Annotated in this window: 1 protein-coding gene; it reads right to left on the minus strand. The window is 72.6% G+C overall.

What is annotated here, in order from left to right:
* Positions 1-38: 38 nt before the first annotated feature.
* Positions 39-18479, minus strand: coding sequence for a type I polyketide synthase (locus BFF78_RS04560; RefSeq protein WP_099054820.1), 18441 nt, complete (start codon positions 18477-18479; stop codon positions 39-41).
* Positions 18480-18556: the final 77 nt, after the last annotated feature.

Raw genomic sequence — 18556 nt, forward strand, 5'->3', positions numbered from 1 at the left:
CGGAATTGGGCAAGGGCCACCGGGACGCGCCGGAGCGGTCAGGAAATCCCGAATTCCTTGCCGAGCAGATCGAATACTTCGTCGTCCGTTGCCGATTCCAGATCGGTGTCGCCCTTACCAGGGACTTCCTGGACCGGCGCCCTGCCGGATTCACCGGCAATCGCCAATACATCCTGGAGCTTTGACAGGATCCGGTCGCGAGCTTCACTCTCCGACAACTTCGTGACCAATTCTTGTTCGACCCTGTCCAGATCGGCAAGTAGGGAATCCACTAGGGCCGGTTCGGCCGCAACCGCCGTTTCAGTGAGCACGTGACGGGCCAGGAGAGCGGGTGTCGGGTGGTCGAAGACCAGCGTCGCGGGGAGCCGCAGCCCGGTGGTCTTGTTCAGCCGGTTGCGCAGTTCGACGGCCGTGAGGGAGTCGAAACCCAGGTCCTGGAAGGCGTGTTCCGGCCGGACCGTACGGTCCGACGCGTGCCCCAGGACCGCGGCCACCTCGGCCCGGACCAGGTCCAGCACGGCCTTCTCCCGCTCGGCCTCCGGCAGCCCCGCCAGGCGCTCGGCCAGCGAGGACGCGGAGGAAACGGAGGAAACGGGGGAAGCGGCGGCGGACTGCGCGGTCCTGCGGGCGGGCGCGGCCGGCACGAGGGCGCGCAGCACCGGCGGTGCTTCACCGGCGCGCAGCGCGCCGGTGTCGATGCGGACCGGGGCGAGTACCGCCTCGTCCGAAGCCAGTGCCGCGTCGAACAACCGCAGCCCCTCCTCCGGCGGCAGCGGCAGCACACCGCTGCGCGCCATCCGCGCCCGGTCGGCCTCGGCGAGGCCGTCGGTCATCGCACCGGACTGCTCCCACACCCCCCATGCCAGCGATGTGGTGGGCAGCCCCGCCCGGCGGCGGTGCGCCGAGAAGGCGTCGAGGAAGGAATTCGCCGCCGCGTAGCTCGCCTGACCGGCGCTGCCGACCATTCCGGCGACGGACGAGAACACCACGAAGGCGGCCAGGCGCATGTCCCGGGTGCACTCGTGCAGGTTCAGCACGGCGTCCACCTTGGGGCGGAAGACTTCCCTCATCCTCTCCGGTGTGACCGAGGCGACGACCCCGTCGTCGAGAACACCCGCGGTGTGCACGACGGCCGACAGCGCATGCTCGCCGAGCCCGTCCAGCATCGCGGACACGGCCTCCCCGTCCGCGACGTCGCAGGCGGCCCAGCGCACCTCGGCGCCCCATGCGGTCAGTTCGGACTCCAGCTCGACCGCGCCGGGTGCGTGCGCGCCCCGGCGGCTCGCCAGCAGGAGCCGGCGTACCTTGTGCTCGGACACCAGGTGCCGGGCGACGAGCCCGCCCAGCGCCCCGGACGCACCGGTCACGAGGACCGTGCCCGCGCCGAAGTCCGGCGAGCCGGCGGCGGTCCCGGTCACCTTCGCCAAGCGCGGTACGAACACCTCCCCGTCACGGACCGCGAACTGCGACTCACCGGCAGCGAGCACGGCGGGCAGCACCCGTACGGCTGCCTCCGTCTCCTCGGCCTCCACCAGCACGATCCGGTCCGGGTTCTCCGACTGCGCCGACCGCACGAGCCCCCACACCGCGGCATGAGCCAGAACACCCGGACGCGTCACCAACACCAAACGCCCCGCACCATCCTCCGCCAACCACCACTGCACCAACGCCAACACCTCACTCGCGACGCCGTGCACACGGTCGGCGGTCTCCGCACCGGACCCCGCCGGGCACGGAACGACCGTGACCACCGCGACGTCGGGAAGGGCGGGCTCGGCGGACAGAGCGGCCAGGTCCGCGTAGCTCCGTACGTCGAGCCCGGCGGCAGCGTCGGCCTCCGCGAGGGCCGCGGGCTGCCATACGAGGCCGAACAGCGAGGCGTCGGCAGGCCTGCCGGAGCCGCCCGCCGCGAGCAGCTGCTCACGTGACACCGGCCGCAGCGACAGCGAGCCGACCGTGGCCACCAGACCACCCGAGGCGTCGGCCACGGTCAGCGAAACCGCGTCCGTACCCGTGCGAGAGACCTTGACCCGCAGCGCCGTCGCCCCCGCGGCACGCACGCCCACTTCGGACCAGGCGAAGGGCAGCAAGGGCCCGTCGGCGACGGGGACGAGCCCGCCCGCGCCGATCGCGTGGAGCGCCGCGTCCAGCAGCGCCGGATGAACGGCGAACCCACCCGCCTCCGTGCCCTCGGGGAGGGCGACCTCGGCGAGGACGTCGTCCCCGCTGCGCCACACCGACCGCAGGCCACGGAAGACCGGGCCGTAGCCCAGGCCGAGTCCGTCCAAGTCCTCGTAGAACCCGGTCAGGTCGACGGTCTCCGCACCCGCCGGCGGCCACGCGCCGAGGTCCGCGCCGTGCGGCGGCTCGGGCAGCGCGTCCGTCAGGTAGCCGACCGCGTGCCGCACCCACGGCGCGTCGTCCGGGGCATCCTCTGGGCGCGAGTGCACGCTCAGCGCGCGCCTGCCCGGCTCCTCCTCGGCCCCGACCCACACCTGCACGGCCACACCGCCGCGGTCCGGGACGATCAGCGGTGCCTCCAGCGTCAGGTCCTCGACCTGTGCGCAACCGGCCTCGTCGCCCGCACGCACCGCCAGCTCCACGAGCGCGGTTCCCGGCAGCAGCACGCTGTCCATGACCGTGTGGTCGGCGAGCCAGGGGTGCGTCCTGAGCGAGAGCCGCCCGGTGACCAGGAACCCGCCGACGCCGGGCAGCGCGAGAGCCGCACCGGCCAACGGGTGCTCCGCCGCACCCAGCCCGAGTCCGGCAGCGGCTGTGCCGGTGAACTCCTCGGGCGCGTCCAGCCAGTAGCGCTCGTACTGGAAGGCGTAAGTCGGCAGGTCGACGCGCCGGGCGCCCGGGAAGAACGCCTGCCAGTCCGGGGACACGCCGTGGGCGTGCAGCTCGGCGAGCGCGGTGACGACGGCCTGCGGCTCGGGACGGTCGGTCCGTACGACGGGGACGGTGACGATGTCTGTGCCGTCGTCGAAGCAGCCCTGGGCGAGGGCGCTGAGGACGCCCCCGGGGCCGATCTCGACGAAGGTCGTCACGCCCAGCTCGTGGAGGGTCCGCACCCCGTCGGCGAAGCGGACCGCCTCACGCACGTGCCGCACCCAGTACTCGGGCGTGTACGGCTCGGCCAGCCGGCCGGTGAGATTCGAAACGACGGGAATCCGCGGCTCGTTGAACGACAACCCGCCGACGGCCTCCGCGAACTCCGCCAGCATCGGATCCATCAACGGCGAATGGAACGCGTGACTGACCTTCAACTTGCTTGTCTTACGGCCCTGACCGGCAAACACCTCGGTCATCGCCGTGACCGCGTCCTCAGCACCGGAGACGACAACGGACCGCGGGCCGTTGACCGCGGCGATACCGACCTCGTCGGTCACATAAGGCAGCACCTCGTCCTCAGCCGCCTGGACCGCCACCATCGCACCACCCGCGGGCAACGCCTGCATCAACGCCGCACGCGCACACACCAACTTCGCCGCATCCTCCAGCGACAACACACCCGCCACATGAGCAGCCGCAATCTCACCCACCGAGTGACCAGCCACGTAATCCGGCCGGAGGCCCCACGATTCGAGAAGCCGGAACAGGGCGACCTCGACAGCGAAGAGGGCGGGCTGTGTCGAACCCGTCTGGTCGAGCTCGTCCGAGTCGACGTCGACCGGCGCGTCCAAAAGCGCACACACCTCGTCGTACGCCGCCGCGAACACCGGGAAGGCGTCGTAGAGTTCGCGCCCCATGCCGATCCGCTGGGAGCCCTGACCCGAGAACAAGAACCCGGCCTTGCCCCCGGTGCCCGGTTCACCCAGGACGACCCCGGCGGACGGGGCCCCTGCGGCCAGCGCGCGGAGCCCTTCAAGGAGTTCGTCCCGGTCCTCCCCCACCACGGCGGCCCGGTGCTCCATCGCCGAGCGTGTGGTGGCGAGCGAGAAGCCGATGTCGGCCGACCGCAGGTCCGTGTCCGGGACCAGGGCCAGCAGGCGCTCCGCCTGTGCCCGCAGCGCCGCCTGCGTCCTGCCCGACAGCACCCACGGTACGACCACGCCGGAGCCGGGCGCGGGCGGCAACTCCGCCGAAGCGGGAGCCTGCTCGACGATCACGTGGGCGTTGGTGCCGCTGATACCGAAGGACGACACGGCGGCACGGCGCGGCGCGTCGGTCACCGGCCACTCCACGGCCTCGGTCAGCAGCCGCACCGCGCCCGCCGACCAGTCCACATGCGGCGTCGGCTCGTCCACGTGCAGGGTCTGCGGCAGCACACCGTGCCGCATCGCCATGACCATCTTGATCACACCACCGACACCCGCAGCCGCCTGCGCATGACCGATGTTCGACTTCAGCGAGCCCAGCCACAACGGCCGTTCCTCCGACCGCTCCCGGCCGTACGTGGCGATCAGCGCCTGCGCCTCGATCGGGTCACCCAGCTTCGTACCCGTACCGTGCGCCTCCACCGCGTCGACCTGATCCGAAGACAGGCCGGCGTTGGCCAGCGCCTGCCGGATCACCCGCTGTTGCGAGGGACCGTTCGGCGCTGTCAGACCGTTCGACGCGCCGTCCTGGTTCACCGCCGTACCGCGGATCACCGCCAGCACCTGGTGCCCGTTGCGCCGGGCGTCGGACAGCCGCTCCACCAGCAGCATGCCCGCGCCCTCCGCCCAGCCGGTGCCGTCGGCCCCGGCGGCGAACGCCTTGCAGCGGCCGTCCGCCGACAGACCGCGCTGACGGCTGAACTCCACGAACGTCGAGGGAGTCGCCATGACGGTGACACCGCCGACCAGCGCCATCGAGCACTCGCCGGTGCGCAGCGCCTGGGTCGCCAGGTGCAGCGCCACCAGCGACGACGAGCACGCCGTGTCCACCGTGACCGCCGGGCCCTCAAGCCCGAAGGTGTACGAGACCCGGCCGGAGGCGATGCTGCCCGCGCTGCCGCTGCCCAGGTAGGCGTCCATGCCCTCCGGAGCCGTTTTCACGCGCCCGCCGTAGTCGTGGTACATCACGCCGGCGAAGACACCGGTCCTGCTGCCCCGCACCGTCGCCGGGTCGATCCCGGCCCGCTCGAACGCCTCCCACGACGTCTCCAGCAGCAACCGCTGCTGCGGGTCCATCGCCAGCGCCTCACGCGGCGAGATCCCGAAGAAGGCCGGGTCGAACGCGGCAGCCTCGTGCAGGAAGCCGCCGTGGCGCACGTAGGACTTGCCGGAGCGGTCGGGGTCCGGGTCGTAGAGGTGCTCGACGTCCCAGCCGCGGTCCTCGGGGAATCCCGAGATCGCGTCGCCGCCGGAGGCGACGAGGCTCCACAGGTCTTCGGGCGACCGCACGTCACCGGGGAACCGGCAGGCCATGCCCACGATCGCGATCGGCTCGTCCGTCCCGGTCACCGCGGCGACCGCGGCCTCGGACCGCTCCTGGACGCCCAGCGTCTCGGCCAGCAGGAAACGGGAGAGCGCGACGGGCGTGGGGTGGTCGAAGACCATGGTCGCGGGGAGCCGCAGCCCGGTCGCCGTGTTCAGCCGGTTGCGGAGCTCCACCGAGGTGAGCGAGTCGAAACCGGCGTCCTGGAACGCGTGTTCCGGCTGGACGGCCTGGGCCGAGGCGTGGCCGAGCACGGCGGCGACCTCGGTACGCACCAGGTCCAGCACCACCTGCCCGCGCTCGGCCTCGGGCAGCCCGGCCAGCCGCTGACCCAGCGATCCCTTCGGCGCGGTCTGCGCCGTGCGGCGCGCGGTGCCCCGTACGGGGCCGCGCAGCCCTCGCAGGACCGGCGGCACCGTGCCCCGCAGCCCACCCAGGTCCAGCCGCAGCGGGGCGACGACGGCCCGGTCCAGGGCCAGCGCCGCGTCGAACAGCCGCAGTCCCTCGTCGACGGCTATCGGGGCCAGGCCCGCCCGCTTGAGCCGGGTGAGGTCCGCCTGGCCGAGCCGGTCGGCCATGCCGCTGCCCTGCTCCCACAGGCCCCACGCCAGCGACGTGGCGGGGAGCCCCCGGGCGCGGCGGGCTTCGGCGAAGGCGTCGAGGAAGGTGTTCGCCGCCGCGTAATTGCCCTGTCCCGCGCTGCCCAGGATTCCGGACACGGAGGAGAAGACGACGAACGCCGACAGGTCGCTCGTCAGCTCATGGAGGTTGAGCACGGCGTCGGCCTTCGGACGCAGCACCTTCGCCATGCGCTCCGGGGTGAGCGCGGCGATCACGCCGTCGTCGAGAACACCCGCGGTGTGCACCACGGCAGTCACCGGTGTGCCGGCCAGCACCGCGGCGAGGGCGTCCCGGTCGGCCGCGTCGCAGGCAGCCCAGCGCACCTCGGCGCCCCATGCGGTCAGTTCGGCCTCCAGCTCGACCGCGCCGGGTGCCTGCGCCCCGCGCCGGCTGAGCAGCAGCAGGCTGCGCACGCCGTGCTCGGCGACCAGGTGCCGGGCGACGAGCCCGCCCAGCGACCCGGACGCGCCGGTCACGAGGACGGTGCCCGCGCCGAAGTCCGGCGAGCCGGCGGCGGTCCCGGTCACCTTCACCAGGCGCGGTACGAACACCTCCCCGTCATGCACCGCGAACTGCGACTCACCGGCAGCGAGCACGGCGGGCAGCACACGTACGACTGCTTCCGTCTCCTCGGCCTCCACCAGCACGATCCGGTCCGGGTTCTCCGACTGCGCCGACCGCACGAGCCCCCAAACCGCGGCATGAGCCAGATCACCCGGACGCGTCGCCAACGCCAAACGCCCCGCACCATCCTCCGCCAACCACCACTGCACCAACGCCAACACCTCGCTCGTGGTGCTGTGCACGCGGTCGGCGGTCTCCGCACCGGACCCCGCCGGGCACGGAACGACGACGACGTCCGGTGCCCCTTCCGACGCCCGCAGTGCGTCGAAGTCCGCGACGGTCTCGATCACCAGCGCCTCGGTGGCGGAGGGAAGAGTGAACGGTGTCCACTCCAGCCCGAACAGCTGATCGCCGCCACCGGCACCGCGCAACTGCTCCGCCGAGACGGCCCGCAACGACAGCGACTCGACCGAGGCCACCGGGTCACCGGCGCCATCGGCCACGGCCAGCGTCACCGAACCGGTGGCCGTCCGCGACAGCTTCACCCGCGCCATCGCCGCACCGGCCGCCCGCACGACGACGCCGGACCACGCGAACGGCAGGGCCGGGCTGTCGTCCAGCGACACCAGCCCCCCGGCGGCCAGTGCGTGCAGGGCGGCGTCCAGCAGCGCCGGGTGCAGTGCGAACGCCGCCGCCTCGGCAGCAGGCTCCGCGGGCAGCTCGACCTCGGCGAAGACGTCGTCCGCGCCGCGCCACACCGAGCGCAGGCCCTGGAAGACCGGACCGTAGTCCAGGCCCGCAGCGGCCATGCCCTCGTAGAACGCCGTCAGGTCGACGGCCTCCGCACCAGCCGGCGGCCACGCGCCGAGGTCCGCGGCGGGCGGTGCCTCCGCCGAGGACAGCACACCCGTCGCGTGCCGCAGCCACGCACCGTCGCCGACACGCGAGTGCACGCTCAGCCGCCGCCGGCCTGACTCGTCCTCCGGGCCGACAGCCACCTGAAGGGCGACGCCACCGCGCTCGGGCACGACCAAGGGAAGCTCAAGGGTGAGGTCTTCGATCCATCCGCACCCCGTCTCGTCGCCCGCCCTGATCGCCAACTCGACGAACGCGGTGCCGGGCAGCAGAACGGTACCGTTCACGGCGTGGTCGGCGAGCCACGGGTGGGTTTCGAGGGAGAGCAGCCCGGTGAGCAGGACCCCGTCGCTGTCGGCCGTCGCGATCGCGGCACCGAGCAACGGATGGTCCGTCGCCCCCAGGCCGGCGGCCCGGACGTCACCGGACGCCTGAGGCGCATCGAGCCAGTAGCGCTCGCGCTGGAAGGCGTACGTCGGCAGGTCGACGCGCCGGGCGCCCGGGAAGAACGCCTGCCAGTCGGGCGAGATGCCATGGGTGTGCAACTGCCCGACGGCGGTGACGAGCGCATACGGCTCGGGGCGGTCGGCTCGGAGTACGGGGATGGTGACGACGTCGTCCACACAGCCCTGCGCCATACCACTGAGGACACCACCGGGGCCGATCTCCACGAACGTGGTCACACCCAGCTCGTGCAGGCTCCGCACGCCATCGGCGAAACGCACCGCCTCACGCACGTGCCGCACCCAGTACTCCGACGTGTACGGCTCGGCCAGCCGACCGGTGAGATTCGAAACGACGGGAATCCGCGGCTCGTTGAACGACAGACCACGAACAGCCTCCGCGAACTCCTCCAGCATCGGATCCATCAACGGCGAATGGAACGCATGACTGACCCTCAACCGGCTTGTCTTACGACCCTGACCGGCAAACACCTCGGTCATCGCCGTGACCGCGTCCTCAGCACCGGAGACGACAACGGACCGCGGGCCGTTGACCGCGGCGATACCGACCTCGTCGGTCACATAAGGCAGCACCTCGTCCTCAGCCGCCTGTACCGCCACCATCGCACCACCCGCGGGCAACGCCTGCATCAACGCCGCACGCGCCGACACCAACTTCGCCGCATCCTCCAGCGACAACACACCCGCCACATGAGCAGCCGCAATCTCACCCACCGAATGACCGGCCACGTAATCCGGCCGGAGGCCCCACGATTCGAGAAGCCGGAACAGGGCGACCTCGACAGCGAAGAGGGCGGGCTGTGTCGAACCCGTCTGGTCGAGCTCGTCCGAGTCGACGTCGACCGGCGCGTCCAAAAGCGCACACACCTCGTCGTACGCCGCCGCGAACACCGGGAAGGCGTCGTAGAGTTCGCGCCCCATCCCCAACCGCTGCGACCCCTGACCCGAGAACAAGAACCCGACCTTGCCCCCGACGGCACCGCCCACCGGAGCAGCCCCGGAAACAAGCCCCTCCAACCCCTGCCGGAACTCCCCAAGCTCCTCCCCCACGACCACCGCACGACGCTCCAGCACCGCACGCGACGTCGCCAGCGAGAAGGCCACGTCCTCCAGCCGAACCCCAGCGTCCCCGACGCCCTCGACGCCCTCGGCGTCCAGGAAGGACAGCAGCCGGCCCGCCTGCTCCCGCAGCGCCGCATCGCTCTTCGCCGACAGCACCCACGGCACGACCGCACCCGAGGCCGAGGCCGGGGACACCTCCGCAACGCCAGGCGCCTGCTCGACGATCACGTGCGCATTGGTGCCGCTCACACCGAAGGAGGACACCGCGGCCCGGCGCGGCCTGTCGCGCTCAGGCCACTCCACGGCCTCGGTCAGCAGCCGCACCGCGCCCGCCGACCAGTCCACATGCGGCGTCGGCTCGTCCACGTGCAGCGTCTGCGGCAGCACACCGTGCCGCATCGCCATGACCATCTTGATCACACCACCGACACCCGCAGCCGCCTGCGCATGACCGATGTTCGACTTCAGCGAACCCAGCCACAACGGCCGGTCCTCCGACCGCTCCTGACCGTACGTGGCGATCAGCGCCTGCGCCTCGATCGGGTCACCCAGCGTCGTACCCGTACCGTGCGCCTCCACGACGTCGATCTGGGCGGGAGACAGACCGGCCGATGCCAGGGCCTGGCGGATGACCCGCTGCTGCGCCGGACCGTTCGGCGCCGTCAGGCCGTTGGACGCACCGTCCTGGTTCACGGCACTGCCCCGCACCACGGCCAGCACCCGGTGCCCGTTGCGGCGGGCGTCGGACAGCCGCTCCACCAGCAGCATGCCCGCGCCCTCCGCCCACCCCGTACCGTCCGCAGCGGCGGCGAACGCCTTGCAGCGGCCGTCCGCCGACAGACCGCGCTGACGGCTGAACTCCACGAACACGGACGGGCCTGCCATCACCGTGACGCCGCCGACGAGGGCCATCGAGCACTCGCCGCTGCGCAGCGCCTGGGTCGCCAGGTGCAGCGCCACCAGCGACGACGAGCACGCGGTGTCGACGGTGACCGCCGGGCCCTCAAGCCCGAAGGTGTACGAGACGCGCCCCGAAGCGACGCTGCCCGCGCTGCCGTTGACGAGGTAGCCCTCCAGACCCGCCGGCGAGGTGTGCACGCGTCCGCCGTAGTCGTGGTACATCACGCCGGCGAAGACACCGGTCCTGCTGCCCCGCACCGTCGCCGGGTCGATCCCGGCCCGCTCGAACGCCTCCCACGACGTCTCCAGCAGCAACCGCTGCTGCGGGTCCATCGCCAGCGCCTCACGCGGCGAGATCCCGAAGAACTCGGCGTCGAAGTCCGCCGCGTCGTGGAGGAAGCCGCCCTCTCGGGTGTAACTGGTGCCCCACTGGTCGGGGTTCGGGTCGTAGAGCTTCTCCACGTCCCAGCCGCGGTCCTCGGGGAAGCCCGACACGGCGTCGCGGCCGGAGAACACCAGCTGCCACAGGTCTTCGGGCGACCGCACGCCGCCGGGGTAGCGGCAGGCCATGCCCACGATCGCGATGGGTTCGTCCGCCGTTCCGGTGGCCGTCGAGAGGGTCACCGGCGCGGCTGCCGCCGCCTCGCCGGAGCCCGCGGCTTCGGCGGTCAGGAAGCGGGCGAGGGTGAGCGGGTTCGGGTAGTCGAAGATCAGGGTGGCGGGCAGGCGTGTGCCGACGGCCGAGTTGAGCCGGTTGCGCAGTTCGACGGCGGTCAGCGAGTCGAACCCGATGTCCTTGAACGAGTCGTCCGCGCCGACCGACCGTGTGCCGGCGTGCCCGAGCACGGCGGCGACCTCGGTACGCACCAGGTCCAGCACCGCCTGCTCGCGCTCGGCCTCCGGCAGCCCGGCCAGCCGCTGACCCAGCGATCCCTTCGGCGCGCTCTGCGCCGTGCGCCGCACCGGCGCGACCCGCACCAGTGCGCGCAGGACCGGCGGCACGGGCTGCCCCTGTCCGTCGCGGAAGGCGGACGTGTCGAGCCGGATCGGGGCGACTCCTGCCCGGTCGGTGGCCAGTGCCGCGTCGAACATCCGCAGGCCGTCCGCCGACGGGATCGCGGCGAGGCCCATGCGCTTGATGCGCGTGAGATCGGTGTGGTCGAGGCCGCCGGTCATGGCGCTCTCGCTGTCCTGCGCCCACAGGCCCCAGGCCAGCGACGTAGCGGGCAGGCCGGCGGCACGGCGGTGCTCGGCGAGGGCGTCGAGGAAAGTGTTGGCAGCGGCGTAGTTCCCCTGACCCGGCGTGCCGAGGGTGCCCGCCACCGAGGAGAAGAGCACGAACGCGGACAGGTCGCCGGACAACTCGGCCGCCAGGTCGTGCAGGTTCAGCGTCGCGTCCACCTTCGGGCGGAACACGGTGTCCAGCCGCTCGGGGGTCAGCGAGCCGATGGTTCCGTCGTCCAGGACGCCGGCGGTGTGAATGATCGCGGACAGGTTCTGCCCGGGCCCGGCCAGGAGTGCGCGGACGGCGTCGCGGTCGGCCACATCACACGCGGCCCAGGTGACGTCGGCGCCCTGCTCGGTCAGTTCGGCGGCGAGTTCGGCCGCGCCGGGTGCGTTCCCGCCGCGGCGGCTGACGAGCAGCAGACTGCGGACGCCGTGCTCGGCGACCAGGTGCCGGGCGAACAGCCCGCCCAGCCCGCCCGACGCACCGGTCAGCAGGACGGTGCCGGAGCCGAGGCCGGGATGCTCCGGCTCCGCGTCCGGCGCGGCGACGCGGACCAGCCTCGGCACCCGGACCTCGTCGTCCGCGTGCACCGCGGCCTGCGGCTCACCCGACGCGATCAGGCCGGGCAGCACCCGGGCGAGACCGGCGTCGGCGCGGGCATCCCTTGAGGTCTCGACCAGCACGATGCGGTCGGGGTTCTCGGTCTGCGCCGAGCGCACCAGACCGCGGACCGCCGACTGGGCGAGGTCGCCCGTACGCATCACCAGCACCAGGCGCGCCGGGCGTTCCTCGGCCAGCCACCACTGCACCAGCTCCAGCACGGCGTGGGTGACCTCACGGACCCGGGTGGCCAGGTCCGCGCCGGCTCCGGTCGGGCACGGCACGACCACGGCATCGACGACGGCCCCGGCATCGGTATCGGCATCGGTGTCCGCCGGCGAGGCAGCGGCCCGAAGAGCGGCGAGATCGTCGTACGTCTCGATCCTCATGCCAGCCGGCGCGGACGGCAGGCCGACCGGCGTCCACTCCAGGCCGAAGACCGCGTCGTCGCTGCCGGAACCGGTGCGCAACCGGTCGGCGGGCACCGGGCGCAGCGTCAGCGAGTCGACCTGCGCGACCGGCTCACCGGTGCCGTCGGCCAGCACCAGCGACACCGTGGAGGTCCCGGCGCGCGAGACCTTCACGCGCAGGCCGGAGGCTCCGGCAGCCGCCAGGCGCACGCCGCTCCAGGCGAACGGCAGCAGCCCGTTGCCCGTCCCGGCCTCGGGCTCGACCGCGCCCAGCCAGACGGTGTGCAGGGCGGCGTCGAACAGCGCGGGGTGCAGGCCGTACGCGCCCGCGTCCGTCCGCTCCGCGCCGGGCAGCTCCACCTCGGCGAAGAAGTCGTCGCCGCTGCGCCACGCGGCGCGCAGCCCCTGGAAGACGGGGCCGTAGTCGAGCGCCATGCCGGCGAGGCGGTCGTAGAAGCCGTCGACGTCGACCGGCTCCGCACCCACGGGCGGCCACGCGGCGAGCGAGCCGTCCACGGGCCCTCCCGTGGCGACGGTCAGCGAGCCGGACGCGTGCCGGACCCACGGCCGCTCGGAGTCGTCCTCGTGGGCGCACACGTCCCCGTCGTCGCTGCGCGAGTGCACGGTCAGCGGCCTGCGGCCCGAGCCGTCGTCGGCGCCGACGCGCACCTGTACGGCGACGCCGCCGCGCTCGGGCACGAGCAGCGGTGTCTCCAGCGTCAGCTCTTCCACCAGGTCGCAGCCCACGGCGTCCGCAGCCGTGATCGCCAGCTCGACGAACGCGGTTCCCGGCAGGAGTGCGACCCCACGGACGGCGTGGTCCACCAGCCACGGGTGCGTGTGCGTCGAGAGCCGCCCGGTGAGCAGGTGTCCGTCGTCGCCGGCCAGCGGCACGGCGGCGCCCAGGAGCGGGTGACCGGCTTCGCCCTGCCCCACCGCGCGCATGTCACCGGCGGAGGCGGGCGCGTCGATCCAGTAGCGCTCGTGCTGGAAGGCGTACGTGGGCAGGTCGATCCGCCGGGCGCCCGGGTAGAAGGCGTGCCAGTCCACTTCGGCGCCGGTGACGTGCAGTTGGGCGTACCCGGTGGTGACGGCCTGCTGTTCGGGGCGGTCGGCTCGGAGTACGGGGATGGTGACGACGTCGTCCACACAGCCCTGCGCCATACCGCTGAGGACACCACCGGGGCCGATCTCCACGAACGTGGTCACACCCAGCTCGTGCAGGGTCCGCACGCCGTCGGCGAAGCGCACCGCCTCACGCACGTGCCGCACCCAGTACTCCGGCGTGTACGGCTCGGCCAGCCGGCCGGTGAGGTTCGAAACGACGGGAATCCGCGGCTCGTTGAACGACAGACCGCGAACAGCCTCCGCGAACTCCTCCAGCATCGGATCCATCAACGGCGAATGGAACGCGTGACTGACCTTCAACCGGCTTGTCTTACGGCCCTGTCGAGTGAAGACCTCAGCAATCTCCAGCACCGCGTCCTCAGCACCGGAAACCACCACCGACTGCGGGCCGTTGACCGCCGCGATACCGACGCCGTCGGTCAGGTGCGGCAGCACCTCCTCCTCGGTCGCCTGAACCGCGACCATCGCACCACCCGCGGGCAACGCCTGCATCAACGCCGCACGCGCCGACACCAACTTCGCCGCATCCTCCAGCGACAACACACCCGCCACATGAGCAGCCGCAATCTCACCCACCGAGTGACCGGCCACGTAATCCGGCCGCACACCCCACGACTCCAGCAACCGGAACAACGCCACCTCAACCGCGAACAACGCCGGCTGCGTCGAACCCGTCTGGTCGAGCTCCTCCGAGTCGACATCGACCGGCGCGTCCAAAAGCGCGCACACCTCGTCGTACGCCGCCGCGAACACAGAGAAGGCGTCGTAGAGTTCACGCCCCATCCCCAACCGCTGCGACCCCTGACCCGAGAACAAGAACCCGACCTTGTCCGCCGAGTGAGCGCGCGCGGCGACGACGTTCGCCGCCGGCTCGCCTGCCGCGAGGGCCTCCAGTCCCGCCCGCAGCTCGGCCGGGTCGGTGCCGATCACCGCGGCCCGGTGCTCCAGCGCCGACCGCGTGGTGGCCGACGAGAATCCGGCGTCGACGGGCGACACGTCGTCGGTCGCGAAGGCCAGCAGACGCTCGGCCTGGGCCCGCAGCGCCTCTTCGCTCTTTGCCGACAGCACCCACGGCACGGGCACTGGGCGGTGGTGCCGGGCCGGCTCGGCCACGGCCGCGGCGGGTGCCTCCTCGATGATCGTGTGTGCGTTGGTGCCGCCGATACCGAAGGACGACACCGCGGCCCGGCGGGGCCTGGCGGTCCCGGGCCACTGCACCGGCTCGGTCAGCAGCCGTACGGCGCCCGCCGACCAGTCGACGTGCGCGGTCGGCTCGTCCACATGGAGCGTCTGCGGCAGCACGCCGTACTGCATCGCCAGCACCATCTTGATCACACCGGCGACGCCCGCGGCGGCCTGCGTGTGGCCGATGTTGGATTTGACCGAGCCCAGCCACACCGGCCGGTCGTCGGAATGTTCCTGCCCGTACGTGGCGAGGAGCGCCTGCGCCTCGATCGGATCGCCGAGCCGGGTGCCCGTACCGTGCGCCTCGACGGCGTCCACGTCGGCCGGCGCGAGCCCGGCGGACGCCAGCGCCTGCCGGATCACCCGCTGCTGCGCCGGACCGTTGGGCGCCGTCAGACCGTTCGACGCACCGTCCTGGTTCACCGCGCTGCCCCGCACCACGGCCAGCACGCGGTGGCCGTTGCGCTCGGCGTCGCTGAGCCGCTCCACCAACAGCAGGCCGACGCCTTCGCCCCAGCCCGTCCCGTCGGCACCGGCCGCGAACGCCTTGCACCGGCCGTCCGGCGACAGCCCGCGCTGCCGGCTGAACTCCACGAAGAGGTCCGGTGTGGTCATGACGGTGACGCCCCCGACCAGGGCCATCGAGCACTCGCCGCTCCGCAGTGCCTGCGCGGCGAGATGGAGGGCCACGAGCGACGACGAGCACGCCGTGTCGACCGTGACCGCCGGACCCTCGAGGCCGAACGTGTAGGAGATGCGCCCGGAGACGACCGAGGCCGCCTTGCCGGTGAGCGCGTACCCCTCTATCCCCTCGGGCGCGTTGCGCAGACCACTGGCGTAGTCCTGGCCGTTGGTGCCGATGAAGACACCGGTACGGCTGGCGCGGACGGACGCGGGGGCGATACCGGCGCGCTCGAAGGCCTCCCACGCGGTCTCCAGCAGCAGCCGCTGCTGCGGGTCCATGGCCAGCGCCTCGCGCGGCGAGATCCCGAAGAGACCCGCGTCGAAGCGGTCGGCGCCCTGGAGGAAGCCGCCCTCGCGGGCGTACGTCCTGCCGGGCCGGTCGGGGTCGGGGTCGTAGAGCGCGTCGATGTCCCAGCCGCGGTCGGTGGGGAAGCCGGACATCGCGTCCCGGCCGGAGCTCAGCAGCTCCCACAGGTCCTCCGGCGACTGGACGCCGCCGGGGAAGCGGCAGCTCATGCTGACGATCGCGAGGGGCTCGTCGGCCGTGGCGGCGGCCGTCGCCCGCGCGGCGTCCGCCTCCAGCCCGGGCCGGCCGAGGAGTTCCTCGCCCAGGTGACCGGCGAGGGCGGTGGGGGTCGGGTGGTCGAAGACCAGGGTGGTGGGCAGCTTGAGGCCGGTGGCCGTGGTGAGCCTGTGGCGCAGTTCGACGGCGGTGAGCGAGTCGAAGCCGGTCTCGCGGAAGGTCCGGTCGGCTTCGAAGGCGCCCTTGCCCGTGTGGCCGAGCACCATGGCGGCCTGCTCGCGGACCAGGTCCAGCAGGATGCGGCCCCGCTCCCCCGGCGTGGCGGCGAGGAGGCGCTGGACCAGCGCGGACGCGGGCACTTCGGCGCTCTGCGCGGCCTGGGCGCGTGCTTCGAGGGCCTTGCGGGCCTCGGGCACGCCGTGCAGCAGCGGGCAGGGCCGCGTGCCGGCGAAGGCCGGGACGAAGCGCTCCCAGTCCACGTCCGCGACGGTCACGGAGGTCTCGCCGTGGGTCAGCGCACCGTGCAGCACGGAGATCGCGGGGAGGGACGCGATCGCCCGTACGCCGCGCCGCCGCAGGTGGTCACCGGCGGCGCCGTCGGCCATGCCTCCGTCCGCCCAGGATCCCCACGCGACGGCCAGCGCGGGCAGGCCCTGCGCGCGGCGCTGCTCGGCGAGGGCGTCGAGGAAGGCGTTCGCGGCACCGTAGGCGCCCTGGCCGCCGTTGCCCCAGACACCGGTCATCGAGGAGAAGAGCACGAACGCGTCGAGGTCCTGGCGGTCCCGGGTGAGTTCGTGCAGGTGGAGCGCTGCGTCCACCTTGGGGCGCAGCACGTGGTCGAGGCGCTCGAGTGTGAGCGATTCGACCAGGCCGTCGTCGAGTACGCCTGCGGTGTGCACCACGGCGTTCACGGTGTGCCGGCCGAACAACTCGGCGAGCGCGTCGCGGTCGGCCGCATCGCACGCGGCGACGGTGACCTGAGCGCCCAACTCCTCCAGCTCCGCCTTGAGTTCGGCGGCGCCCGGGGCTTCGGGGCCCCGGCGGCTGGTGAGCACCAGGTGCTCGGCACCGGCACCGGCGAGCCAGCGGGCCACGTGCCCGCCCAGCGCGCCCGTACCACCGGTCACGAGCACGGTGCCGCGCGGCGACCAGGGTGCCTCCGCCGGTGCCGCGCTCTGCGGCGCGCGCACGAGGCGGCGGCCGGACACGCCGGAGGCGCGTACGGCGAGCTGGTCCTCGTCGGCCTGGGCCAGCAGGCCGGAAAGCCGCTCCAGCGCGCGGGAGTCGAGCTCGGCGGGCAGGTCGACGAGCCCGCCCCAGCGCTGCGGCTGTTCCAGGGCGACGACCCTGCCCAGGCCCCAGAGCTGGGCGGAGACGGGGTCGGTCAGCGGGTCCGCCGTGCCGGTCGACACGGCGCCGCTGGTCAGGCACCACAGCGGGGCCTCGATCCCGGCGTCGCCGAGGGCCTGGACGAGCAGGACGAGCCGCTGGAGGGCGTCCGTCCCCGCTGCTCCCTGTGCTGCGGCGAACAGGATGCCGTCGGCGTGCTCGTGCCCGGCGTCGGCGAAGGCCCGGGCGAGCGCGTCGCGGTCGGTGTCCTCGCCCACGGCGAACGGTACGAGCGCGACGCCGAGTTCCGTGAGCCCGGCGCGGATCGCCTCGGTCCATGCGGTCTCCTCCGAGACCACGTAGAGCCAGGTCCCCGGCGGAGCGGCCCCGGCCAGGTCGCCGAGCGGCTGCCAGGTGATCCGGTAGCGCCAGCCGTCGGCGGTGGACCGCTCGCGCCGCTGCCGGCGCCAGGCGGACAGCTTGGGTGCGACCACGTCCAGTTCGGCGGGCTCCAGTCCCAGGAGCGCACCGAGAGACGCCCGGTCCTCGCTCTCGACGGAGTCCCAGAACTCTGCGTCCACCGCCTCCGGGGCGCCGACGGTCGCCGCCTGAGGCGCATCGAGCCAGTAGCGCTCGCGCTGGAAGGCGTACGTCGGCAGGTCGACGCGCCGGGCGCCCGGGAAGAACGCCTGCCAGTCGGGCGAGATGCCATGGGTGTGCAACTGCCCGACGGCGGTGACGAGCGCGTACGGCTCGGGGCGGTCGGCTCGGAGTACGGGGATGGTGACGACGTCGTCCACACAGCCCTGCGCCATGCCACTGAGGACACCACCGGGGCCGATCTCCACGAACGTGGTCACACCCAGCTCGTGCAGGCTCCGCACGCCGTCGGCGAAACGCACCGCCTCACGCACGTGCCGCACCCAGTACTCCGGCGTGTACGGCTCGGCCAGCCGGCCGGTGAGATTCGAAACGACGGGAATCCGCGGCTCGTTGAACGACAGACCACGAACAGCCTCCGCGAACTCCGCCAGCATCGGATCCATCAACGGCGAATGGAACGCGTGACTGACCTTCAACCAGCTTGTCTTACGGCCCTGTTGACTGAAGACCTCAGCAATCTCCAGCACCGCGTCCTCAGCACCGGAAACCACAACGGACCGCGGGCCGTTGACCGCCGCGATACCGACGCCGTCGGTCAGGTGCGGCAGCACCTCCTCCTCGGTCGCCTGAACCGCGACCATCGCACCACCCGCGGGCAACGCCTGCATCAACGCCGCACGCGCCGACACCAACTTCGCCGCATCCTCCAGCGACAACACACCCGCCACATGAGCAGCCGCAATCTCACCCACCGAGTGACCGGCCACGTAATCCGGCCGGATGCCCCACGACTCCAGCAGCCGGAACAACGCCACCTCAACGGCGAACAACGCCGGCTGCGTCGACCCCGTCTGGTCGAGCTCCTCCGAGTCGACATCGACCGGCGCGTCCAAAAGCGCACACACCTCGTCGTACGCCGCCGCGAACACCGGATAGGACCCGTACAGCTCACGCCCCATCCCCAACCGCTGCGACCCCTGACCCGAGAACAAGAACCCCACCTTGCCCCAACGACACCGCCCACCGGAGCAGCCCC

This window comes from Streptomyces fodineus, from assembly GCF_001735805.1.
Lineage (GTDB): Bacteria > Actinomycetota > Actinomycetes > Streptomycetales > Streptomycetaceae > Streptomyces > Streptomyces fodineus.